The following is a 22,416-nucleotide window of genomic DNA, read 5'->3' on the forward strand; positions in this document are numbered from 1 at the left end:
TGATTTTTTTGAAGAAAGGTGTGGAAAAAAAAGAGGATTTAAGAATAAACTCTGATATGGGAAAGTTAGAGCTCGCTGGGCAAGATATATATAATTTTAGAGATGGCAAAGAACCGTATAATAATATTGGGGAGGATGCCGAAGAGAAAAACGAAGATCTCTTAGAAAAAAATTTAATGCAAGACTAATAGATTCAGCAGAAGATAAAGACACCGGATTTGCTGCTTACGCATTTAAAGATAATAAAACAGGAGAAGTTATTATTTCATATGTTGGGACGGAACCTGGAAAAGACAACAATAGTGATGTAGTAGTAGATGCAGAGATAGGTGTTCACAATTTAACAAATGCAAATAAATTAGCATTTAGTAATTGGGAACATGAATTAAAAGTAAAACAATATGACCAAGGAGAGGCATTTTATGAAAAAATGAAACAATATGCTAATGGTAAAACTATTAGTATAACAGGACATTCTTTGGGCGGAGGTATTGCAAATACAGTAGCATTAAGGCATCAAAAAGACGATATTGATGTTTTAACACTAAATCCAGCTCCAGTTTTAAATCGAGATGTAGATAAATTCGGTAATGGGTTTGATATGAAAAATGTTCGGAATATCATTAATCAGAATGATCCTCTACATATTGGGATAAAGGCAGCAGACTTCACACTTCCAGGAAGAATGTATAAAATTCCGAATCAAGCAGGACACTCATATGCTTTTACAGAGAAGGATTATGATGAGAATGGACATCTAATATGGATTGATAAACTAACAAGTGATAATGACACGGGGTGGGATGCTATCCCGGGGTTTCTGGAATTTGCTCAATCTGCTGGGGCTATTTACACAGGAACTATACATGATGTATTTCATAGAAAAGTTTCTATACATGAAGAAAAGATAGCTGGAGTTACACTTAATTTGATATTAAGTGCAACGCCAATTTCTACTATTATAAACGGAATATTAGGTTACTCGGACATTGTACAAGGTAGCAAGGAGCTTGAAAAGCTAAAAGATAAAGTTCAAGAAGGTTTTTCAAGATTAAATACAAAGTATGAAGGGCTAAAATCTCAAATTACAGCAGAAGCAATCCAATTTAGTATAATGGCTACAGTTGAAATAAAAGGAGCGATAGATATCGCTGTAGAATGGATTGAAACAACTTTAGCGAAATGTAAGGAAAAAGTTTTAGAAGTATTAGAGTCTGTATTTAATACTGCTATAAATTTTTTAGCTGGAAGTGTTGTAGTATATTTAGCTACAAGTGAAATTTTAGAAATTGCAAAAGAAGTTGCAGCTTCTTACGTGCAAGATTTACTAGATTTGTTTAAAGGAGATTTTGTAGTTGATACAAATGTAGCTGCAATTGTATCTGAACATATATTAAGTCATCGTCACTCATTGTTAAATCTTTTTATGAATGACAACAGCAGGGGGATAAACCGTTCTTTATTAGGTGAAATTGCTAAAGATGTGAAGGAGTTATCAAAAGATTTAAAGCAATTAAACGACGATGTTTCAGAAGCGGTATTTTCTATGTTTGCAAAAGACGAAGAATTAGGAGCAGTTTCATATTATTAAAACTCCAAGTTTATAAATTTAAAAGAGAGGGGAATGAAGGTGGATTTACATACAATAATGTCAAGAGTTCATAGTACATTTCCAGCTAGTGGTGGACGAGAACAAATTATAAACGTTGTAGTGCAATTGGAAAAAGCAGCTGCATCTTTAACGGGGGATATTAGAAGGTTAGAGAGTAGTATTGATAGCACATTACAAGGAAAAACACGTGAGGCATTTATTGATCGTATCCGTCAATTAGAGAAAAAAAGACAAAAAATAGAAGAGAAAATTAGCGTACTAAAAGGGACAGTGAATTAATATGAAAGACTATATGGATAAAGTATTACCTTTAGGCAGTGTTGTAAGATTGGGTCTTAAAGAAGAGGAAGATGTGGAGTATGTAATCACTACGAGAGGTTTATTACTTGATGAAAACACATTCTATGATTATGGTGGAGTGTTGCATCCAGTGGGTTTAACCGAAGAAACGTATAAATTATTTAACCACACGGATATTGCAGAGGTTAAATTTGAAGGGTATCGAAATAAAATTGAAGGTCAATTCGCAGCTAAGTTTAAAATGTGGCGAAATGAGTTTGTTGAAAAAGTAATTGAAAAAAATAAAAAGCAACAACAAGCACAAGAGTTAGAAATAAAGGGAAAAAAAGAAATTTAAAAGGAAATAAGCTTTCCTCTTCCAAAAATGGAAAGAGGAAAGCTTATTTTGATTGAATAAGGGTGTCAGTATGAAGTTAAAGAAGAAAGCTAAGATGATAATAGTTCTGTCAATAGTAGCAAATTTATTAAGTGGATGTGGTTTTGGGGAGACGAAGATAGAGTATGAGAGATTAGTAAAGGCATTGGATGAAGGTGATATGAAGACGGTTATGTCTGCGAGTGATGAAGGGTATGTGTATGTGAAAGAAGAGGTTAGGGATAGCACTTTTATTGAGGATAATAATAAGCAAATAGGAGTAGTTTATCAAACAACGCAAGGTATTTATAGTATTAAAGATAATATTCTTTTTGGTGAGGCACAAAAGAAAGTCAATACTCCAGTTGAGGATGAAAAACATAGTGACAACCCACAATATAAAGAAGAAGTTGTATTCAAGTCAGATATAAGATACGAAAATGGACAGCTAGAAGCTTCAAATCGAGGGAAAGATATGTCTAATATAAAATTAATGCTTAATAGAGTGCAAGGAATAAAAGAATTGAAACCAAATGTGAATAAAAAAAGCTTCAGCCAACCAGCTACGATAAGCTATAATTTATCAGAAATTCAATTTAAAGAGATATTTAATGGGAATTTAGAATTAAAGTATGAGAAGTTTAGTTATGCAACACTACTAATTGAATTTAATTCTGCTAAGGATACAAAGGAAAATCCGATGGAAATAACAGAGATAACAATTTCGATAGGCTATAAACAAAGAAATGAAGAAAATAATATGATTAGGCATGATCAAGAAATAACAACATATTTACGTAATAAAGAAGAAAATAATCGGAAATCAAAAAAAGATTATTTACAATATGAAAAGAAATTTAAAGAAAGCCATTAATATATATAAGGGGGAGAATATGGCGAACGAGGAAGATTATAAATTAAGTAGTGATGTAGGAAAATTAAGATTATCGGCAAGAGATATTTATGATTATAATGCACAAGAAAAAATATAATAATTCTGATCCAATAATAAATAAATGAATAAATAAATAGAAATTACAAGACAACTTTAATGCTAATCTTATAGTTTCTGATGATATTCATTCAGTAACTGGATTTGGGGCATATGCTTTAGAGGATAGAAACACGCATGAAATTTTCATTGTATACGTTGGAAACCAACCGAGCCAAATAGGCTATTTAGCAACCGATGGAGCAATTTGGCTGCATAATTTAACTAATTCACCTATATTGGGGTCATTAGCGGAATTTCAGTATAGTCAAGCAGAAAAATTTTATGAAAAAGTCAAGGCGGGTAATAAAGGAAAGAAGATAATATAAACGTATTAGCTTTAAATCCTGCGCCTGTTTTAAATAAGGATGTGGTTAAGTACGTATACGGGACCAATATGAAGAATTGCCGCAGTCTTATAAATGAATATGGTCCTTTGGATGGCGCCATTAAAGCCACAGATTTTGTAATACCTGGACAGGTTTATAAAATGGAAAATGGGGATATTTCGGTATTTTTATAGTTAGGAAAAAGTTATTCTAAAAGGAGTATGTTGGGTGAATCATAGATGGAAGAAAAAGAAACCGAAACAAATAAGAAAAGAAGCTGTTCAGATAAAACCGATAGTAGAAGAAAAACCACTAAAGAAGAGTAGCAACAAGTTAATTGATATTCTCCTAGGTATTCTTCTTTTCCAAATTTTTATATGGGCTGTCTTGGAAGGTTCTACAACACAAGTAAGCAAAGGGAAGACTTTCCTTATTATCGTTTTCTTTATCTTATTGCAATAGGGTTATCTATGATAGGAAACAAATAAGGGGGAGTTCAGATGTTTAAGAAGAAGGAGAAAAAAAACATTTACGTTAGACTGGTAAACACACAAGGGGAAATCATTCGAGAGTTTAATTGTACAGAAAAAGACTTGCGAAAAGTAAAAGAAAATGGTGCTGAAATTCGTTTGGTTGGAGACAACTCATATGAGATGGTAGCAACCGATGAACAACTAGAACAACTAGCAAGAGCTGAAGCAGAAATCGAAGCGGAAATTAAGGCATGGGAAGATGCTTTAAATGAGAGTTTGGATGAACGCGAAGAAAGAGAAGCGAGACAGAAGGAATTGAAAGAAAAGAATAAATGGAGTACAAAGAAGAAAGTAATCGTATTTGGACTGATACTCTTTGTATTTATTGGATTACCTATTATCGAAGGGTATCAAAATAGTAAATTAGTTGAAGAAGGTACATCATTACATGCAGAAATTGTAGGTAGGCATGTAGAGAAGGAATTCATGTTTACACACCCCACATTAGTAGTTGAGGTAGATGGTAAAAAGCATAATGTATGGGTAAGTGAAGAGACATATAACGGAGCAGAGTGGTTAGGTAGACTAAAAGTCATCAAAACAAAAGATGGTAAAGTTGAGAAAGACCCTAGATATGAGGGGGAAGACTTAATTACGAGTTATTAAGCAGTATGTTTTTAATATTCGCTGCTCAAATTAAATAACATTATTATTTGCAAAAATCGAATCCATTAAAATAAAAAACAAATTTTAAATAACTGTAATAACCTCCTAGCATATTGTTGATGGGAGGTTATCACCTTTCTGAAGATAAAATTAAAGCTATATTATCTCGATACAATTGTGATGACAGTAACGTTTTTACTAAGTGAGTGCAATTTCAGAGAAACAAAAATAGAGTATGAGGGATATGGTTAAGTGAAAGAGAGAAGAATATTTAGAGCTTTTGAGGAGAAAGAAGGCTATTTGAACTATCAAAAGTATTCTGATTATGTACGGTAATTAATATAGAGATAATATTATCTGAATATAGTTACACAAAGATGAATGTACTTAAAAAGTTAGGAATGTAATGGGATTTTAGTGAATGAAAATTATTTAAACTGTATAGAAGGTGAAAAGTCAGGATGTGGAATATAAAAGAAGAAGATTTAGATAAGTTTAGGATGACATGTAATGATCGTTTAAGTCCTGAGGGTGCTACAGGATTTATGTTTGGAGGAATACTTTATAGTTCAATAGCCGTCTTTTCTATTATTGTATCAGGTGATTGGGATTACTGTATGGTTCTCCTTAATATAGGAATTGTTAAGCTGGAAGTGTTGTTATATGCTCTGCAAGTAATTTTTTTCATTTTATATTTATTTCCAAAAGCTCAATTTAAATTTCAAAAGCTACAAACACTTGTCGTATTATTATACGCACTTCAAATGGCTACTATATTACTTACAGTTTTAGTTGTTTCTGAAATAGCTAATAATTCAATGGATCGTATTACGTTGAATTATGTATGTTTGCTATATTTAGGAGCAGTAATTTTTCATATTGTAACAACAATAGATACATTTAAATTGGCAAGTGAAGGTGCGTTTAGTATGGATGAAAGATCCGTATCCTTTTTTAGTAAAACAAAAGGAACTATGATGAAAGTTGCTTCAATATACGCATTAATCATTCTTATTTTGATTTATTTTCATAATGATTATGCGTTTGATACTTTTATTGGATATGTAATAGGAACTGTTTTAATGTATACGATAGCCATAGGAGCAGCTGAATTTCAACTATTAGCATATTGCAGATTTAAATTTCCATCATTTAATAAAACGTGGGAGCAACATAAAAGAGAGACTCCAAGATATCGAAAGAAAAATAAAAAAGGTAAATCGAAACGTAAGGCATAAAAAAAGTGCGTATTGTACGTTTTGATGATAGAAAAGTAATTATTTACAGGAGAGTATTTTCACTTCTAAAAGAAAATTTAATTATGTAAGGTGATTAAAGTGATTAGGAGGTTATCTGATCGAAAATGTAGAGTGGGTAGTGTGATGATGAAATGAACAAAAAAAGTGTTTCTAAAATAATTCCGATCATAATAGCAATCAGCCTACTACAAGCATGTAGTTTTTTTGAAGAAAAGATAGAGTATGAGCCATTTGTTAAGGCATTGGATGAAGGTGACATGAGAAAGGTTATGTCTGCGAGTGATGATGGATATGCGTATGTGAAACAAAGAGGTATATATAGTACATATGAACAAAAGGAAGATGGAGAGCATAGAAAAACAATCTATCAAACTTCGGAAGGGATATATAATACGAAAGATAAAAGTTTATATGGAAGTACAACACAAGCGGTTACTTCAGCAGTAGACAGCAAAGATAATAAAAAAGAAGGTGTTTATCGTACCAATATTATGTATAAAAATGGACAGGTGAAAAGTCCGGATTCAAATTTGGATGTTTCATACGTAAACTTAATTGTTGATCGTTTAAAAGGAATAGGGAAACTAAAGATGAAGCCCGGAGATGATATAAAAAAGTTTGATCAGCCTAGTACTGTTGGATACAAACTAACTGAATTAGAGTTTCAGAGTATCATTAATGATAAGTTGAAAATACAATATGATGAATATGATGGTGGATCAATCGCATTGCATATTGATTCAAAAAATGGTTCAGAGCAGATATTGGAGGTAAGTATTGTAATAAATTATAAAAAGCGAAATGATGAAGGTAAGTTAGTAGAATATATATCACAAATACACACATCTTTTGATAGTCACCAAGGTAATAACCAAGATGCGAAACAGGAATATATTGATTTTAAAGCAAAGTATAATGAGACGCAGTAATACTTAGAAGGGCATTTGTACGGAAAGATAATAGCGACATAAGTGTGATAAATGTTTCATAAATATTTCTATTTGTAGTGGAAAGAAATTGAGTATAAATATGTAGCCCCAGTTGCTGGAGTAGATGCAACTGGGGCGTTTATCCCGCTTTAATGGGCAGTAAGACCCCCACCTCAAAATGCAGCGAAAGCAAAGAAGTTAGGTGGGGGATCAACTGCCCATAAAAGTCCGATTGGTTCAACTAATAATCAGTGGGGGATGGAGAAAACCCCCCACTGATTAAAGTTTCACTTTATCTGTCTAAATTTAGTTTGAATGCATACCATTTTTTAGTTAGAGTCCTCGCTCCTCAAGTAGTTTCTTCATAATAACGGTGTGAAGTTTTTGTGTAATCGGCTTTTATTGCTAAGTTACAACTATTTCCTCTTATAGAGTACTTCTTATTATCGATACATCGTCCACATTCCAATGTCTTTAAATCCTAGTCGTTTATAAATTCGTCCAGCAGCTGGATTGTTATAAAATAAACAAAGTGTTCGGCCTTCTTTCGTAAAGTCTTGAATCATTTTTTGTAATATGAGTGAAGCGTAGCCATTTCCACGATAATTCGGGTGTGTACATACACCAACTACCATAGCGGATAATGAATTTTCAGCGGAAGTAGAGGCGGATGCGATGCCTGATGAGGTTTTATCTATGAGTGACCACTCTTTTAGTTATTCGTTTAGGAAAATTATAGAGGTTACAGACTTGTGAGTCAATAACTATCAGAGGTAAATTATTCAGCGGACACTTGTGAGGTAGGGAAGAAAGCTGAACTAATGGATTTACCTAGCTCGTGTATGAACTGTAACAAGAGAGCTGGATTATGTAGTCAATCTCTTTTGCTGCGACCTCCACAGTTTTAGCTTTTAAGTTAACGTTCTCAAGAGAGATATTGTAAATGATTATTAACTTATAGATTCACTGAGACAGCATACTAACAAGGTGTACTATTCAGACAAAACTTGTGAGCTAGTATTCGACAAAATTAGGAGATTAAAATAGGTGCCATCTCAGGTGGTATGGATAGGGGGGAATTGGGAATAAATAGAATAACTATTTATGAAAACTAAGAGGAGGAATATAAAATGTTTAAGTGGTTTGAGAAGTGGGTTAAAGGGCCCGATAATCTAGATCAGGCTGCTATTGAGTTTTATATCGGTGATGATAGAGTCGTTCTCATAGGTGCTGATGCAAGGAACTTTGTAGCTAACTTTAATAAGAAATACCAAACTCTATATGTTGAAAATAAATTAACTGGAACGAATATACGATTTAGGGTGTCTCATGTGGGTACCTACAAGAGAACAACTTATAGAGTAGCAATTGGGAGGTAGGAAACTAACGGATACTATGGAGGTAGTGATGAGCAAGTGGTTTGCTGGAACAGTGGCTTTGTTATTTGTAGCTATAGGGAGTTGGTTCTTCCTGTGGAGTGCTGTACCTAAAAAGAAGTAAGCGAGGTGCAATCTCTAACCAATTAAAGTAACTGTCAGGTGATACTAAATAGCAAAACCCCCACCTCGATGCGGTGCCTGTTGGGATATCCAATTTAGGAACTATAAGGTCATATGACCTTGAAAGTAATCGCCCTTGAGTCAGTCTACAAGTACCCCTCCAGAGTATACCTCCTCGCAACTACCCACAGAGTACAACTACAGAGGTGGAACCCATAAGGAAGTGCATAACCAACAGAGACAGAAACCCTATATCCATGCTAGTTAGCGCCACCTTGCGGTGAATACGACTGAGTAGATATACACTAGGTGAATACCTGTGGAGACCGCCACCTCATACAGTAATTTATTCAAAGGACTAGTGAAAGTACGATCAGTGTAGATGTACCAAGGGGGCAGATACCCTAGAGTATATCTACGGAGCTGTACCTGTAGTTGACATAATCAGTCTTATGGGTAGTAACTATCTGTGTTACAACTATATGAAAGCGAGGTAGCTGAACTCTACAGAGTGAACTCATGAGCCTGCCTCTGTGCATACCTACAGGGAGGGGATGCTTAACGACTACTATGTATAGGGGTGCGCCTCTGTATGAGCTCTTAGCCTTGCTGAACGTATAGTAACGGTAGCCGAACTCTTAGGGTAGATCCACCTAGCTTACTTCACCAGTACAACTTACAGTGGTACTCATACAGACATACCTGTTAAACACTTCAGATTGACCTGTATGAGACGGTAGCTATAAGTAGTATCATCTTCTCTCCAGTGTAGCTACAGAGGGCGAACCTCAATAGATGCCAACTCCTAATAATCTTGAATCAACCAATGAAAGTAAAGCACTGTCCTATGCAGTCCACTATCACTACGATCTACTACCATGAAAGTACGCTCACGCACTGACCACCTCACTGGACACACCCCTCCGAAAGTACTAAGCCGAAAGTGAAAGCACATGAGACAGCAAGAGAGGAGAGCTACATACGGAGAGGCTCCTATGAGCTGGGTACATACAGGCTACCTGTTAGCCTTGCCTCCTCGGTGTATACCTACAGTGCTGCTACCTCACCAGTGTATAACCTATGTGTGTGGCCACAGTGTTATGCCTACTAGGCTGCACATGAGACGGCATACATTGCTTTGTAGTGTGACTAAGAGGGAAGCTTATATTTGTTTGTATTACTAGTGCCTTGCCTCCTCTGTATGAGCCTACTTGGTGTGTCTAAGTGTGCGTCTACAGTGTGTGGACTAGGGAGCAGTGCCATGAGACAGCCAGCTCAGTAGCCACCGTCCTCACCAGCCATCACCTCCAAGGGTACCCCACCTTTTAGGAGGTGCAGGGGGATGTGTGCGTACGCACCTAAACTTATGTAGGAGAAATCATATAGGAAAATCGACCCCCTAGTATTTACCTCTAGAGCCAGCACCCATCTAGTCACCACCTCACCAGTAAAACTATTCAGCATCTCCCAATATCGAGCCTACCCATGAGAAAAGCCTACATAGATTCCCATCTCACCAGAATAAAATTTTTAGAATCTCCAACATTGACCTACTCACCAGACAGCCTACAGAGATCTACAAGATAGACGTCTCCTATATTAGACTTTTAAATATTTAAATACATTGACTGTTAGCCTCCTCCTTAAAGAAGAAGGCTAATGAGCTGGCGCTTGAGGGAGAATATCTCTCTATAGTCATATACTGACGAGACGGGTACTGTTTGGCAATCGGCTTACGAGATGTCATTAGTACTTCGTAGACTCCGTCTTCAGTGAGGAACCAAGCATTTTGTTTTTCTCCAAGGGTATTTACATTGTACAGACCCTTTTCATCTTCATCTACAGAGACAGCTTCCTCACTAGTCATACCCCAGTATTACTTATATGCAATATATAGAATTACTATTGGCTACCTCCCCAGTCCTCACCTATAATAATAACCATAGAGGAGGGGATAGTATGTTCACGACCATAGAGTCACCGCTAGGCAGTATCCGTACTCACGAGGATTGGTATGTAGCTAAGGACGTTCTCATGAGTACGATAGGTTATAGGAGTATGACTGATCTGCTAGCCAAGGTAGACGACACAGAGCAGGGAACCATACAGACGCCTTCTGGTTACAAGCTACGAGTGTTGACAGATAGAGGGTTGCAACAGTTCTTTGAGAGAACGAACTCTACTAAAGATGAGTTTAGTATCATGAGAGAGTGGTGGTTTACTAGAAAGAAGGATAGGGGAAAGGATGCTATGCAGTTGTACTTAAATGGATGCGTTCTCTATGGGATGGCTGCTAGTATGATGTTGATGAGGATGACATATAATTAAAATAAACAAAAGGGGGATATTCATGAGTGACTTAAAAATAACTAATGAGGTAATCAGCCCGAAAGATAAGCGCGATAGTTTAGTTGACAAAGTGGAGGTACTTAGCAAAGTAAAAGAATTATTGTTGCCACCTGAGTTGGAAATGGCTACTCTTCAACAGGTCGCAGATTTTTACGATGTATCAGATAAAGAGATAACTAATCTACTTAAATCTCACGAGGATGAACTTGTTTCAGATGGGTACACGCTCATGACGGGAAACAAAATAAGCTTCTTCTTTCAAGAAAAGAAAAGAAGAGGATCATATACGGTAAAATCGAGAAATGGAAAGAAGTATACATACTCTAGCCACGAGATCAGGTTATTTCCTAAAAGAGCTATCCTCCGAATTGGAATGCTATTACGTGACTCTAAAGTTGCCAGAAAGGTTCGTGCTCAACTATTGAATACTGAGGAGAGCGCTACACAGTTATGCCTAAATGGGTTCGTGCTGTATGGGTTGTCGTTTAGTTTGTTGCTGATGAGACCGCTACCTCTATATACAAAAAAGAAGGCTCACTCACAAATGAGTAAACTCTCCTAGTGTAATCCAAGCAGATACCTATTGTGCTCTCTGTCTTGCTCAGCTAAATTCTTAGTCTTGTACTTTACGGTTGGTACCTGTGAGACCGCCATCTCTACAGACCCAAAGTGTTCTACCGCAGCAGTGTACAATTGAGGGCGGTCTCTTTGTAGGCTTACACTTGAGATCGGCTTACCTAGATACTTCATTTCAGCTAACACCTCGAGTACGGTCTCCTTAGTATACATATCCATTTGGCATCCTCCTAGGTACGCTCGTTCTAGTTGCACTCTAATTCCGCTATTGATAGGCAACATGCTTAGGTTTAATTGTCTCATTGATATTCCTCCTTGGGTTTTAGATAGTTGTTTTTGGCAACCATCTTAGATTTAGAAAGTTAGTTTAACTACCTCTTAAGTTTTAGCCACCCTCTTAGAGAGGACGGCTTATCAGTGTCGGCTCAAGGGGTGAGCCTATGAAGCTATTATTTTAGAGGATCTTGCTTGCATCCAGTGTAGGGTGTTCTCCTTGTGAGTTACCCACTCTAGATTCCTTACATCATTATTCCATTTGTCTAAGTCTCTATGGTTCACACAAGGTTTACTATGAGGGTTATCTATAAAGGCTTGTGCGACTATCCTGTGTACGCTAATCCAGTCTTGTTTGCCGTCTCTGTAGAGGGAGACCGTCTTGTATTCTCCGTTGTACTGATTGAGGATGCGCTCCTCTAGGATCTCTTCGTTACCGTACTCATTGATTACATATCGTTCTAATCGTTTGATTCTACCGAGGTCACTTACTTCGTATAGTCCTTCGTATCCTTTAACTGGCATCCATAACTCGAATAATTCATTTGTCATTGTAGTCTCCTTCGACCTGAGAGGCAGGTCTTGTTTAGTGTGGGTTAACACGAGGTTTATTTGGTAGGGGTTATTTCTTAAAGTTAGCCTTAGAAAAAGCTGCTGTCTCGATAGCCTCAGCGATCTCGTATAGGCTAGGTGATTTCTTTTGCTTACTCACTAGTAATGGATTCAAGATGATTACCTTCTTGGCAGATGTAATCTCCATAAGGAAGTTAGCTTTAAGCAACTTAGGGATAGCTCGCTTAGCAAAGTCTTGCGAGCATCCTACAGAGTCGGCAATATGTTTCCTACTCCAGATAGTCAGCTCATCAATTGACTTCTCATGAGGGTTGTCCACTAAGATATGCAAGTCATAATGGAAGTGGCTGATAAGTTTAAAGAACAATCCTAACTCTGAGAACGTCACCTTCTTAGCTAGCTCCATTAGTTTCTCTTTGTATACCTTAGTCAGGAAAGACTTTTCTCCATTGAGTTTTCCTATGTGGAAGAACTGTTGACCTAGTGAGATAGCGAAGCTCTTTCCTTCCTTAGTGCGGTCTATTAAGCTAAGCTTCTCTAATTCTGCAAGCAATCTGTTAGTCGCCTGAGGAGTCTTTCCTAGTAACTTGGCTAACTCTGAAGATGTTAACTTGACAGCTTTCTTTTTATCACCTTCTTCTATATAGAGATCGCCGTCCTTACCCATCTTGGCAAACCCTAAGAGAAACATCATTACTCCTGATTGTTCTAAACTTAATAGCTTGTCCACCTCATCAGTCCCTTCTTTAACAAATACAAATTGTGTGTTGCCTTCGTAGTGCTTCTCCTCTTGTTCCTTCTCGTCTTCTCTTTTGTATATAACATGACCGCTCTTGAGCAACTCTCTTCCAGTCATATTCATTCTTTCATCTGTAGTATATTGTTCCATCGTGATTCCTCCTGTAGGTTTAATTTTGGTGTATGAAACGTTCAGCAAACTCATTTTTGGTGTATGAGAAGTTCAGCAGAAAAAGCCCTTGAGTCTTACTCTCACAAGGGAATGAGTCTATTTTGTTGTCGGCTTTCTCTGTATCTGTATGCTACCTCTCTTTAGAATTCAACCAAGCATCTATCCGTCTCAAAGTTTCATCCCCAAAGTGTTTCTTATTAGCTCTCCACATAGAGATCGTATTGTGATGCAGTCTAAGTTGTTTAGCTAGGAATCTTAAAGTAACTCCATTGCTGTCTCTGTAGTGATTGAATCTTTCTAGAGTACGCTTGTTTTTAATCTTGTCCATTAGTCATCTCTCCTTGGTTATCTGTTTGTATAACTACTTGGGTAAATAAAATAAGCCTAACTTAACTGGCTCATATATATAGTAAGAAAACTGCAACCTCCTCAGTGCCAACGTGACAGAATCCTATCTCGAAATACCATGGAGACGGTCTAACCTGCCGAATACTCATAGTCAAATACTTAGAGGTTGCCGTCTCGAGGGTACAAATAGGCCATACCTTTACTACTAGTTAGACAATTCTTTAAAGACCTACTCTAGAGAATTAACTAATTAGGATATACCTCTTTAGAAAAGATATAAAAGACTAAAGAGAAGTACCTAAGAGACTGTCTATAGAGAAAGACTATAAGTAATTCTAATTAGTTCCCAGCTCTATAGGTATTTAATTATTAAAATCATTTAAAACAAAGTCTATACAGAGACAGACTATTAGTTAAATCTCTAGAGAATTACTTATAGGTATTCTAATTAGATTATCCTTCTCTAGGTTTTAGGTATTTAAATATTTAAAAACAAAAGAACTATATGAGGCAGCATCTCTTAGAATACTTCTCTAGAGGTAAGTCTTTAAAGATATTCCATCTCTGTAATGAGATAGACAAGTCTTTAAAGATTATTCTCTAGAGACATACTCCTCTAGTAGACTTTTAAATATCTAAATAATTAACTAACAGGTTAATCTATTAGTTTTGTCTATATAGTAATCCTCTCTAGGTACTTCTCTCTAGACCTGTCTCTATAGCCCACACGTATAGCCTTACTTTGAGATAGCCGGCTATAGGGGTTAACCCTAGTGGTACAAGGGATACATTCATTTAGAGGTAGCCAAATTAGGTACGGAGTGCAAGAAAAGTTACAACTTTCGGGAAGGTTTCTGAGGAGTGGGCAAGGAGTTTATTGTTATACAAGAATAGTAACTATCGAGGTAATCGACAACAAAATAGAGCGTGACAGCTTGGTAGAACGAGTGGAAGTTCTGGAGAAGGTGAAAGATTTATTGTTATTACCCGAGTTGGAAATGGCTACTACTCAACAGGTTGCGGACTTCTATGGTGTAAGCCTAGATACAATCAAATGGGTTGTAAAAAGAAATAGAGATGAATTAGTAACTGATGGATACAATACATTAACTGGAAAAGAATCATCGAATCTCTATGGTGACAAATTGTCACTAAAGAAAATTGAAGCTCAAAAAGGAAAATACGTTGTAACCTTAAGAAATAATGTTGAGGTATCATTCTCAAACAGGAGTAATGGGTTCTTCCCTAAGAGAGCAATCCTCCGAGTAGGAATGTTACTACGTGACTCGGAAGTAGCCAAGGAAGTCCGTACTCAGTTGTTAAATATCGAAGAACATGCGGCTATCGAGGTTAAGACTTATGAGATCGACTATGAGCAGGAAGTTTTGGGAAGAAACTTTAAAGTTTATGGAACTGTGGAGGAGCCGTTGTTTCTAGCGAAGGATGTTGCTGAGTGGATTGGACATACGAATTTAACTATGATGTTGAAATCAGTGGATGAAGAAGAAAAAGTTAAAATCAGCCCTAAACAAAAATTAGGTCTACTCACAAGCAACAACGAATACTGGTTTATAACGGAAGACGGAATCTACGAGTTACTAATGCTTTCTCGCAAGCCGATTGCCAAACAGTGGAAAAAGGAAGTTGAGTTACCTGAGGAGGGTAGCTCTTTTGTTCGTTCTTTACAAATATATCTTGTGTCTTATTTTTGAAACGTAATTCAATAGGGGGAGTTAACCTTTTGAGATGAGATATGAGCTTAACTAGTTGCAGTTTTCTTACTATATATATGAAGCAATTAAACGAGTGTATTTGCTTGGTGGTTATCTCTTTCCCCCTTTAGAGGTAGCTAGCGAGGAACTACATTGCACCTCCTATGCACAAGTTCCTCCGTGTAGAATGAGGCTGGGGAGCCTCAACTAAATTGGTCATTGGTCATCCTTCTGGGTGACTCAATCATATCCAGCTTGGTTTAACTACTGAGCTGGCTCCTTTTTAGTCTCACGGTATAACTGCTTATACACTTAAACGATAACAATATAGATTTATAACTAACGAGAAGGAGGAAGAGAAATGGCTATTATGTTTTATGTCGATTTAGACAGCCTATGTAAGCAACATAATAAGACGCTAACTCTATTGGCTGAAGAGTCAGGTGTAACGAGATCGACACTCTCACGAGTTAAGGCTACTGGGTCAGCTACACTAGAGACGATCAGTTCAATAGCAACAGCACTTAAGATTGACGAGCCAGAGAAGATCATTAAAGTCATGAAGGGTTAAGGTACCAAGGAGCCAGCGCTAACAGTATAAGTCAAGGAGAGGATGACTAATGAGAAAAGTATTCAAGATGTTTATCCCTAAGAAGAACAGCGATGTAGATTTCAAACTAATGGAGATTAAAGCTAAGCAGCTAGACGCTAACAGAGAAGAGCGAATGAGGGACCATTTCAGAAAACTAGGGGTGAAGTAAATGAAGAAAGCTTATTTGCATTACACTGTGAGATGGCGCTTTGAAGGATTACCTACAGTGCTCCTAACTAACCATATTGCATCTTGTAGAGACGGCAAACAAGACAAGCACAAGGCTAACCTGATAGCAGCCTACATGAGATTGTATGACTCAGGTATTACTAGCCTAGTTAGTATCGACTGTAGAGAGGTAGACGAATGTGAGTACACACTATTAAAACAACAACACATGGAGGTGATCTAATGGACAAAACTTGGGAGAACTATTTAGGATGGCGCAAGGAGAAAGGCTACAAGGGTTTATCTACTGAGGAGCAATACAATGAGTACATAGTTGAGACAGAAGCTCCAGAGGAAGGCGAGAAGTTATCTAGAAAGGAAGCTAAGGAGTTAGAAGAGTTCTTTGAGGGTGTGACTGTTAAGGAAAACGTACAGACTACGTTCGAGGCTATCAAGCTTATTGCCACTGTAGGTGGATCTATCACATACACTGATATGGCAAAGCTAACAGGTTTCTCTTTACGTACTGTTAAGAATCATGTACAGGAGTTAGCCGACAAAGGTTACTTACAGATTAAGCGCGGAGAGTACACTAACAGTTACTACTTTGGAAATGATATGAGACAGTTAGACAAACCAAAGAAGAGTATCCACTTTGTGGAGAACCTAGAGTGGGCTGGCTCAATCAGTGACACGCCTACGGAGGTAATCATTGAGGACGAGCTAACAGTTAAACACATTATGTCCTACAAGGTTGAGAGCTTACTAGCACAGACAGCAGAGTACTTACGAGAGGTAGACCCAGTAGGCATTCTCAGAGAATGAGTCTAGAATATCCCGACTCTAATGGTAACACATAGCTACACATCTTGTCCAACGAGGACGCCAACTAAACAGCCCACAGAGGCAAAAGGAGAATGATTGAATATGATGAACACACTTAAAGGATTACTAACAGGCGGTAAAGTTAAGACACAGGAGTCAGCAGACAAGGAGTTAGAAAAAGTACAAGCTCAAGAGTCAGATCTACAAGGTCAACTAGCTCAGGCACAATCGAATCAGGCTAAAATCCAACAAGCATTAACTGTAGTGGAAGCTAGTTTAGTAATTGATGAGAACGACAAACAAGCACTAGCTCAACAGAAGAAAGCTACAAGCAAGCTAGACGATTTAACTAAGGAGATCGCGGCTACACAGGAAGCGCTAGTAGAGGTAGCTGAAAAGAAGCGCTTAGCTATTCGAGAAACATTCCGCTCTCAAGGTGACCTAGCTCGTAAGCATAACGTTAAAGTTAGACGAGATAGTATCGCGACTATTCAGTTCAACAAACTGTTTGGACTCGAATTAGGAGACGTACTAGGTATCTACACGCCAAACAAAGAAGGCATCAACTTAGGAGAAGCCTATGGGGTTGGAGACACGGACTCACTTGATCCTCGCTCAGAAGATTGGAAAGACATCGTAGCTATGAACAATGAGGACGAGAAGCAGGCTTACGAACAAGCTGAGGCTATCAAGAAAGAACTCCAAGAAGCTATCAAGGCTGTCTTTGAGAAACACGACATCGAGTTAACACCTCAATCAGTGATCAACCTAAATCGTTAACACAAGGCAGGATGACTATATAGCATCACCCTAGAGATGGATGCTGAGTTGGTAACCGCTGAAACCAGACTACACAGGTGGAGGAAGCCAGCTTGGTAAATTGTCTCCACCGGAGATCTACACAACAGACAAACAGCCAACACACAACAAGTGGCTTTCTAATAAGCATACAAGCGAGGAGGAAACAATATGAATGCAAAACAACAAATGAAAGATATGCAATTGAGAATGGAAAGACGATTCGAGGAGTTCGCTCAGAAGTTAAACAAGGCTGAGAAGAAATTAGCTGAAGAGAAGGCGACGCATGAGAAGAGCAAGAAGGACAAACTCGATAAGAAACATCAAGAAGAGTATGATAACTATCTCATTAGCATCGGTAAAAAGAAAGCTCCTAGCAAGATGACTCCCAAGGAACAAGCAGAGTACGACAAATACGTGACCTCACTAGGCTTAGGTCAAAAGAGGAAGTAAGATGGCTAACCCAAGGAAACTAAAAGCAGGACTCAGAGAGTACATAAACGATATCAGAGATAGGATACGTAGTGGTGAACTCCTGAGGGATTCAGATGAGATGGTAGAAATCAAGAAGGTATTGAAAGCCGAAATGACTATCTGTGGAGCTGTGACTGGGAGTGGTCGAGTTTGTTCTACGACGCCATCTCACAAGAACGGTCGTTGTATTGTCCACGGAGGTAGAAGCACAGGAGCAACTACAGAGGAGGGGAAAAATAAAATGAAAGAAAACTTAGCTAAAGGGAGACAGCCTATACATGGGTTGTACTCAAAAGACTTCTTGGCAACTCTTACTCAAGAGGAGAAGGACTGGTATGCTGACATGATGGAATGGTACAAGAATAACTATGAGGACTTAGATCCACTAGACATTTCTAAGATTGACCTAGCTCTCATGAATACAATTAAGAGCTGGCGCAAGAATGGTAAGTCTATGGATTATGCGGTCAATGAGAAAGTCTCAATGGTTGACTTTGAAGGACGTCTAATTAGGTTAATGGACGACTTAGGAATGTCTCGTAAGTTCCGTAAGTCTAGAGAGAACGCAAGCAATACTAACAACGTGAACATATATAACCAATTGTTTGATAACTAAAAACTAGTGAGGACGGATCTTGCTAGCCTACTTTGCAGGTAGGCTTATTTGTCGTTCTCATAAACATAAGGATGTGATTACTAAATGGCCTCAGTGATAGATATTATAATTCAAGCTCAAGACAGAGCTAGCGGTCAGTTCAGGCAAACCTCGTCAGAAGCTAAGAAGATGGCAGCTATCATAGGTGGAATCACGATAGCGGCAAGTGCAATGACTCCAGCTCTGTTAGGTGGATTAGGAGCAATCGCCTCTCTATTCGGTACTGCCGGTATAGCGGCTGCTGGGTTTGGAGCCTTAGCGACTACTACCATAATGAAGACTGTAGAGACGGCAAACCAATTAGAGGAAGCCCAACTCAAGGCTAACGCTGCCCTGATAGCAGGTGACACCAAAGGTTATGCAAAACAGATGGCTCTGGTGCAAGCCATCATGGAGAGTCTCACGGAGGAAGAGAAGAGAGCTGTAATAGCCATTAACCAACTAAGTGATGCTTGGCGAGAGATGGAAAACAAAATGGCTCCGACTACATTAGACCTCGTAGCTAACTCTACAGACTTCCTCCGGTTGACAATGACTAAACTGTTCCCTTCTTTCCAAGGAGTCGGACAATCATTCTCCAACATGATAGGCAAAATGAACGAAGGTATCACTCAAGGTAAAGCTGATAAGTTCTTCGAGCATATGAATACCTTCGCGGTTCCGATGTTCGAAATGGTAATGAAATCTGCCGGTAATATCCTCAAGGGGTTCAGCGACATCATGATAGCATTCACTCCACTAGGTATGGACTTAGGGAATGGCATGGTAGATCTGACTCAGAAGTTCGCTAACTGGGCAGCAGGATTACAATCGAATACAGCCTTCCAAGACTTCGTTAACTTTGTTAAGACGAGTACGCCAGTCATTATGCAATTCATAGGCAACTTAGTGTTGACTCTGTGGGATATCATCCAAGCGTTAGCTCCAGTGTCTATACAAGTATTCGAGTTAGCTAATAGATTCATGGAGTGGGCTAGAGAGTCAGGTGCTTTAGATACTGCTTTAGGACTGGTGAAGGATGCTATGCAGTTTGTCATCGACAACATTGAGTGGCTAGCTCCATTAGTGATTGGTATCGTAGCAGGCTTTAAGACTTTCAGTATCCTAGTAAGTGTAGCTACTTGGATTGATGATACAGGAAAGGCTATCAATAAGGTAATCGAGATAGGTAAATTGTTTGGCTCGTGGATACTTGACGCTATCAAGTTGCTAGGTCGGTTGAGTATGACGCTGTTGGCTTCTCCTTGGTTCTGGGTAGTAGCAGCTATTGCAGCAGTGATTGCTATTGGTGTTCTCCTGTATCAAAACTGGGATGAGGTTAAGAAGTATGCTCAGGAGCTTTGGGACAAGGTTAAGGATGCTTGGAACGGAATGACTAAGGCTATTGGTGATGCTCATGATCAGATGATTGCGGCTGTTAAACAGTGGTGGAATGAGACTAAGCAGAAATGGAATGACACTGTAGACAACGCTAAACAGAAAGCTCAGGAGATGAAAGACAAAGTAGTCGCTAAGTACGAAGAGATGAAACAAGCTGCAGTCGATAAGATACAAGGTATCCTCCAAGACAATGCTAACAAGTGGAACAGTATTGTTAATGATGCTAAGCAGAAAGTAACTAACTTGAAGAACGGTGTTGTCGAGAAATACGAAGAACTAAAGAGTAAGACAGTAGATAAATTACAAGGAATGCTGAATGACACTAAGCAGAAGTTTAACGATATGGTTCAAGCTGCTAAAGACAAGGTAAGTAACTTTGGAGAAGCTGGCTCAGATATGCTAAGAGCATTAAAGAACTCTGTGAGAGATGGATTCAACGATGCTGTTAGCGCCACAGGCGACGGAATTAGAAAGATGGTAAACAAGTTCACTGGATACTTCAGAGACTTCTACAACTCAGGGAAAGGGCTACTTAGTGAGTTCGTAAATGGTATCTGGAAAGGATTCGGAGATGCTGCTGATGCTGTCTCTAGAGGTATGAAAAACATTCGTGCTTACTTACCGTTCTCACCAGCAAAGAAAGGGCCTCTATCAGACTTAGACAAATCAGGTGAAGCGTTCTTCCCTACGTGGTATGAAGCTGCATTAACACAAGTGAGATCGATGGAACGTGCTGTAGGAGGTGCCTTCAAAGGAGTTGCTAACGAGGCTAATGTAGCTCTAGCAGGTACAGGTTTGGAGGCATTCACCGGAGGAAAGACGGCTATCACAGTTACCCACAAGCACGAGCATAATGTTAATGGCACTGTAGATGTAGACGGGGATGCTTTAAGAAGCACTGTAGAGCAGAGAGTCGCAAGAACAGCTTATGAGCAAGGCGTGAGCGGAATGGACTACACAGGTTTACAACAATCAATTAGAAAATACTAGGGAGACTTCGGTCTCCTTGGTTATTAAAAGGAGAGATAGACAATGAATTACTTTTGTATAGAGGTAGCTTACAAGCAAAACAATGAGAGATTCCTAGAGAGCCGTATGTTCCAAACTGAGGACGATATCACACGGACAATGGAAGCTTACTCAGCAGCAACCAAACGAGCATACGAGAAGGCATTCGTTATTACTCAGTGCGATCTCATTAGTGTTACTCCTAGAGAAGTAAGTGAGATTGAATACAAAAGACACGCACTCTCCAGAGAAGGCAAGCGAGACCTTAACCTACAGAAAAGGGGTGTTAGACGATGAATTACTACCAAGTGAACGTTAACTTTGTAGAGAACGGCGAGCGTATGGAAACTCAACAGTGTGTGGCTATGGAGGGTAACCCAGTCTTAGCGGCGGTACAATTGAGAGGGAACACGGAGAGGTTAGTGAGGGAGTCTATCGAGCCACTAGGAGGAACGCTCAACAGCGTTCGTACTCGTAAGGTATCAAGGAAACATTTTGAAGCCAACAAAGAGCTAGTAATTCTAGATGGATGCAATTAATATGCCGTACTCTATGTAGTCCTATAAAAGATGAACTAATGAGCTAAATTCAATCAATGAAGGGACGTGGTCTAATGTGGTAAGACTGGGTGACCGATTTAATAGCCTTCTCAAGAGTGATGAGGAAGAAAGAGAAGAACTCAAGGAGAGGCTTCGAGCCACTGAGGAAAGAATCAATACAATGAATGAACAACTAGAGAAGGACAAAGAGTATCTAGCTCAAAGGAGATCCGAGGAGTTAGCCAAACAAAACACAGACTCCGAGTTAGTCCGACTCGTTAAAGAGAGGCAAGATAGGAGTGCTAAACGGTTTAAGCGTATAGGTTATCCTCCAGAGACGCTATGGGATCACATTAAGTTTCACTCCTTTAGATGGGGTGTAGCCTTCGTGTTATCCGTAGCCGTTGGTCTAGGCGGTCTAGCTCTATTGGGAGGAGTAATAATCATCTACGAGTTAATCATAGGAGTGTGATACGATGAGGAAGAGTATACCTGCTTTGTGTGGGCTAGTCTGTGTAATGGCCTGTATAGCTTTCATAGGAGGCGGTCTCATAGCGCTAGCTATATTAGCATTGTGAGGGAGGTAATGTCGGTGAGTGAGTTCTATAAAGGAATCATTATAGGAGCTACAATCAATACAGTGTTTTGGTTAGCTATAATCTGTGTGCTTGGCTAACGAGGTAGCTTTCTTTCCCGAGGAGGCTACCTATTTTTTATGGCTATAGGGGTAGGTGCCTGTGGGGAATGTAGACTTACAGAGAAAATACATATTGGTAACATCGGGTGTAACCTTAGTAAGGCGGTCTCATAAAAGTTATTCACA

The 22,416-nt window shown here is 38.5% G+C and carries 20 protein-coding genes and 4 pseudogenes; 19 read left to right on the forward strand and 5 right to left on the reverse strand.

The window, feature by feature from the left end; genetic code table 11:
• Window positions 1–8: 8 nt before the first annotated feature.
• The 9 genes and pseudogenes from NZ044_RS10415 to NZ044_RS10455 all read left to right on the forward strand — a co-directional run bounded on the left by NZ044_RS10415 (window position 9) and on the right by NZ044_RS10455 (window position 6,914).
• Window positions 9–1,591 (forward strand): annotated as a pseudogene (locus NZ044_RS10415) (lipase family protein).
• Between the two features lie 39 nt (window positions 1,592–1,630).
• Window positions 1,631–1,891 (forward strand): hypothetical protein, encoded by a 261-nt coding sequence (locus tag NZ044_RS10420; protein WP_000363098.1) that lies wholly within the window; start codon window positions 1,631–1,633, stop codon window positions 1,889–1,891.
• A 1-nt stretch (window position 1,892) separates the two neighbouring features.
• Window positions 1,893–2,249 carry a DUF4176 domain-containing protein gene (locus NZ044_RS10425; protein WP_000656384.1) on the forward strand — a complete coding sequence of 119 codons (357 nt, stop codon included), beginning with the start codon at window positions 1,893–1,895 and terminating at the stop codon, window positions 2,247–2,249.
• A 70-nt stretch (window positions 2,250–2,319) separates the two neighbouring features.
• Window positions 2,320–3,141, forward strand: coding sequence for a DUF3952 domain-containing protein (locus tag NZ044_RS10430; protein ID WP_118961975.1), 822 nt, complete (start codon window positions 2,320–2,322; stop codon window positions 3,139–3,141).
• A 19-nt stretch (window positions 3,142–3,160) separates the two neighbouring features.
• A pseudogene (locus NZ044_RS10435) lies at window positions 3,161–3,778 on the forward strand (lipase); the annotation flags it as partial.
• 37 nt (window positions 3,779–3,815) lie between these two features.
• Window positions 3,816–4,075, forward strand: a pseudogene (locus tag NZ044_RS10440) (hypothetical protein).
• Window positions 4,076–4,087: 12 nt separating this feature from the next.
• Window positions 4,088–4,726, forward strand: coding sequence for a hypothetical protein (locus NZ044_RS10445; RefSeq protein ID WP_000473563.1), 639 nt, complete (start codon window positions 4,088–4,090; stop codon window positions 4,724–4,726).
• A gap of 461 nt (window positions 4,727–5,187) precedes the next feature.
• Entirely contained in the window at window positions 5,188–5,964 is a 777-nt protein-coding gene (locus NZ044_RS10450) for a hypothetical protein (protein WP_000267127.1), read from the forward strand.
• Between the two features lie 152 nt (window positions 5,965–6,116).
• The gene (locus tag NZ044_RS10455) at window positions 6,117–6,914 is read left to right on the forward strand and encodes a DUF3952 domain-containing protein (RefSeq protein ID WP_098505709.1); all 798 of its coding nucleotides are present in this window, start codon (window positions 6,117–6,119) and stop codon (window positions 6,912–6,914) included.
• Window positions 6,915–7,357: 443 nt separating this feature from the next.
• Here the strand turns inward: NZ044_RS10455 and NZ044_RS10460 are convergent.
• Window positions 7,358–7,597: pseudogene (locus NZ044_RS10460) on the reverse strand (GNAT family N-acetyltransferase); the annotation flags it as partial.
• A 447-nt stretch (window positions 7,598–8,044) separates the two neighbouring features.
• Here NZ044_RS10460 and NZ044_RS10465 point away from each other — a divergent pair.
• Window positions 8,045–8,293 carry a polyprotein gene (locus NZ044_RS10465; protein WP_098772246.1) on the forward strand — a complete coding sequence of 83 codons (249 nt, stop codon included), beginning with the start codon at window positions 8,045–8,047 and terminating at the stop codon, window positions 8,291–8,293.
• A gap of 1,735 nt (window positions 8,294–10,028) precedes the next feature.
• On the opposite strand, the gene NZ044_RS10470 is transcribed toward NZ044_RS10465, so the two are convergent.
• Complete coding sequence (locus NZ044_RS10470) at window positions 10,029–10,280, reverse strand: BRO-N domain-containing protein (RefSeq protein ID WP_340949721.1); 252 nt, start codon at window positions 10,278–10,280, stop codon at window positions 10,029–10,031.
• A gap of 92 nt (window positions 10,281–10,372) precedes the next feature.
• On the opposite strand from NZ044_RS10470, the gene NZ044_RS10475 reads away from it, so the two are divergent.
• Together NZ044_RS10475 and NZ044_RS10480 are read left to right on the forward strand one after the other, a co-directional pair.
• Window positions 10,373–10,741: a hypothetical protein gene (locus tag NZ044_RS10475; protein ID WP_144560612.1), complete on the forward strand. Its 369-nt coding sequence runs from the start codon at window positions 10,373–10,375 to the stop codon at window positions 10,739–10,741.
• Window positions 10,742–10,763: 22 nt separating this feature from the next.
• On the forward strand, window positions 10,764–11,324 hold the full coding sequence (locus NZ044_RS10480) for a hypothetical protein (protein ID WP_144560613.1): 561 nt from the start codon (window positions 10,764–10,766) through the stop codon (window positions 11,322–11,324).
• Window positions 11,325–11,776: 452 nt separating this feature from the next.
• Here NZ044_RS10480 and NZ044_RS10485 read toward each other — a convergent pair whose 3' ends face one another.
• Entirely contained in the window at window positions 11,777–12,163 is a 387-nt protein-coding gene (locus NZ044_RS10485) for an NUMOD4 domain-containing protein (RefSeq protein WP_144560615.1), read from the reverse strand.
• A 70-nt stretch (window positions 12,164–12,233) separates the two neighbouring features.
• Entirely contained in the window at window positions 12,234–13,073 is an 840-nt protein-coding gene (locus tag NZ044_RS10490) for a hypothetical protein (protein ID WP_144560616.1), read from the reverse strand.
• Window positions 13,074–14,215: 1,142 nt separating this feature from the next.
• Here NZ044_RS10490 and NZ044_RS10495 point away from each other — a divergent pair.
• From NZ044_RS10495 to NZ044_RS10520, 6 genes are all read left to right on the forward strand, one after another.
• Window positions 14,216–15,154, forward strand: a complete 939-nt coding sequence (locus NZ044_RS10495; RefSeq protein ID WP_340949723.1) for a BRO family protein — start codon at window positions 14,216–14,218, stop codon at window positions 15,152–15,154.
• Window positions 15,155–15,515: 361 nt separating this feature from the next.
• A complete protein-coding gene (locus tag NZ044_RS10500; protein WP_144560617.1) occupies window positions 15,516–15,725 on the forward strand; it encodes a helix-turn-helix domain-containing protein in 210 nt (69 codons plus the stop codon).
• Window positions 15,726–16,157: 432 nt separating this feature from the next.
• A complete protein-coding gene (locus NZ044_RS10505; protein WP_144560619.1) occupies window positions 16,158–16,739 on the forward strand; it encodes a winged helix-turn-helix transcriptional regulator in 582 nt (193 codons plus the stop codon).
• Between the two features lie 102 nt (window positions 16,740–16,841).
• Complete coding sequence (locus NZ044_RS10510) at window positions 16,842–17,519, forward strand: hypothetical protein (protein ID WP_144560620.1); 678 nt, start codon at window positions 16,842–16,844, stop codon at window positions 17,517–17,519.
• A gap of 189 nt (window positions 17,520–17,708) precedes the next feature.
• On the forward strand, window positions 17,709–17,990 hold the full coding sequence (locus NZ044_RS10515) for a hypothetical protein (RefSeq protein WP_144560621.1): 282 nt from the start codon (window positions 17,709–17,711) through the stop codon (window positions 17,988–17,990).
• A gap of 133 nt (window positions 17,991–18,123) precedes the next feature.
• Window positions 18,124–18,627: an HGGxSTG domain-containing protein gene (locus NZ044_RS10520; protein WP_245002875.1), complete on the forward strand. Its 504-nt coding sequence runs from the start codon at window positions 18,124–18,126 to the stop codon at window positions 18,625–18,627.
• Window positions 18,628–18,761: 134 nt separating this feature from the next.
• On the opposite strand, the gene NZ044_RS10525 is transcribed toward NZ044_RS10520, so the two are convergent.
• Window positions 18,762–18,938, reverse strand: coding sequence for a hypothetical protein (locus tag NZ044_RS10525; protein WP_340949725.1), 177 nt, complete (start codon window positions 18,936–18,938; stop codon window positions 18,762–18,764).
• Between the two features lies 1 nt (window position 18,939).
• On the opposite strand from NZ044_RS10525, the gene NZ044_RS10530 reads away from it, so the two are divergent.
• Window positions 18,940–21,036, forward strand: a complete 2,097-nt coding sequence (locus NZ044_RS10530; protein WP_340949727.1) for a phage tail protein — start codon at window positions 18,940–18,942, stop codon at window positions 21,034–21,036.
• The last annotated feature ends 1,380 nt before the right edge of the window (window positions 21,037–22,416 follow it).

Source organism: Bacillus sp. FSL K6-1338, assembly GCF_038006965.1.
In the GTDB taxonomy this organism is placed as follows: Bacteria; Bacillota; Bacilli; order Bacillales; family Bacillaceae_G; genus Bacillus_A; species Bacillus_A thuringiensis_S.

What these genes read in the sequence shown, in the direction of transcription:
- NZ044_RS10515 (WP_144560621.1), top strand. Translation starts at nt 17,709, where the DNA reads ATGAATGCAAAACAACAAATGAAAGATATGCAATTGAGAATGGAAAGA.
- NZ044_RS10465 (WP_098772246.1), top strand. Translation starts at nt 8,045, where the DNA reads ATGTTTAAGTGGTTTGAGAAGTGGGTTAAAGGGCCCGATAATCTAGAT.
- NZ044_RS10430 (WP_118961975.1), top strand. Translation starts at nt 2,320, where the DNA reads ATGAAGTTAAAGAAGAAAGCTAAGATGATAATAGTTCTGTCAATAGTA.
- NZ044_RS10445 (WP_000473563.1), top strand. Translation starts at nt 4,088, where the DNA reads ATGTTTAAGAAGAAGGAGAAAAAAAACATTTACGTTAGACTGGTAAAC.
- NZ044_RS10500 (WP_144560617.1), top strand. Translation starts at nt 15,516, where the DNA reads ATGGCTATTATGTTTTATGTCGATTTAGACAGCCTATGTAAGCAACAT.
- NZ044_RS10480 (WP_144560613.1), top strand. Translation starts at nt 10,764, where the DNA reads ATGAGTGACTTAAAAATAACTAATGAGGTAATCAGCCCGAAAGATAAG.
- NZ044_RS10520 (WP_245002875.1), top strand. Translation starts at nt 18,124, where the DNA reads ATGACTATCTGTGGAGCTGTGACTGGGAGTGGTCGAGTTTGTTCTACG.
- NZ044_RS10455 (WP_098505709.1), top strand. Translation starts at nt 6,117, where the DNA reads ATGAACAAAAAAAGTGTTTCTAAAATAATTCCGATCATAATAGCAATC.
- NZ044_RS10470 (WP_340949721.1), bottom strand. Translation starts at nt 10,280, where the DNA reads ATGACTAGTGAGGAAGCTGTCTCTGTAGATGAAGATGAAAAGGGTCTG.
- NZ044_RS10485 (WP_144560615.1), bottom strand. Translation starts at nt 12,163, where the DNA reads ATGACAAATGAATTATTCGAGTTATGGATGCCAGTTAAAGGATACGAA.
- NZ044_RS10530 (WP_340949727.1), top strand. Translation starts at nt 18,940, where the DNA reads ATGAAGACTGTAGAGACGGCAAACCAATTAGAGGAAGCCCAACTCAAG.
- NZ044_RS10505 (WP_144560619.1), top strand. Translation starts at nt 16,158, where the DNA reads ATGGACAAAACTTGGGAGAACTATTTAGGATGGCGCAAGGAGAAAGGC.
- NZ044_RS10525 (WP_340949725.1), bottom strand. Translation starts at nt 18,938, where the DNA reads ATGGTAGTAGTCGCTAAGGCTCCAAACCCAGCAGCCGCTATACCGGCA.
- NZ044_RS10475 (WP_144560612.1), top strand. Translation starts at nt 10,373, where the DNA reads ATGTTCACGACCATAGAGTCACCGCTAGGCAGTATCCGTACTCACGAG.
- NZ044_RS10510 (WP_144560620.1), top strand. Translation starts at nt 16,842, where the DNA reads ATGATGAACACACTTAAAGGATTACTAACAGGCGGTAAAGTTAAGACA.
- NZ044_RS10450 (WP_000267127.1), top strand. Translation starts at nt 5,188, where the DNA reads ATGTGGAATATAAAAGAAGAAGATTTAGATAAGTTTAGGATGACATGT.
- NZ044_RS10490 (WP_144560616.1), bottom strand. Translation starts at nt 13,073, where the DNA reads ATGGAACAATATACTACAGATGAAAGAATGAATATGACTGGAAGAGAG.
- NZ044_RS10425 (WP_000656384.1), top strand. Translation starts at nt 1,893, where the DNA reads ATGAAAGACTATATGGATAAAGTATTACCTTTAGGCAGTGTTGTAAGA.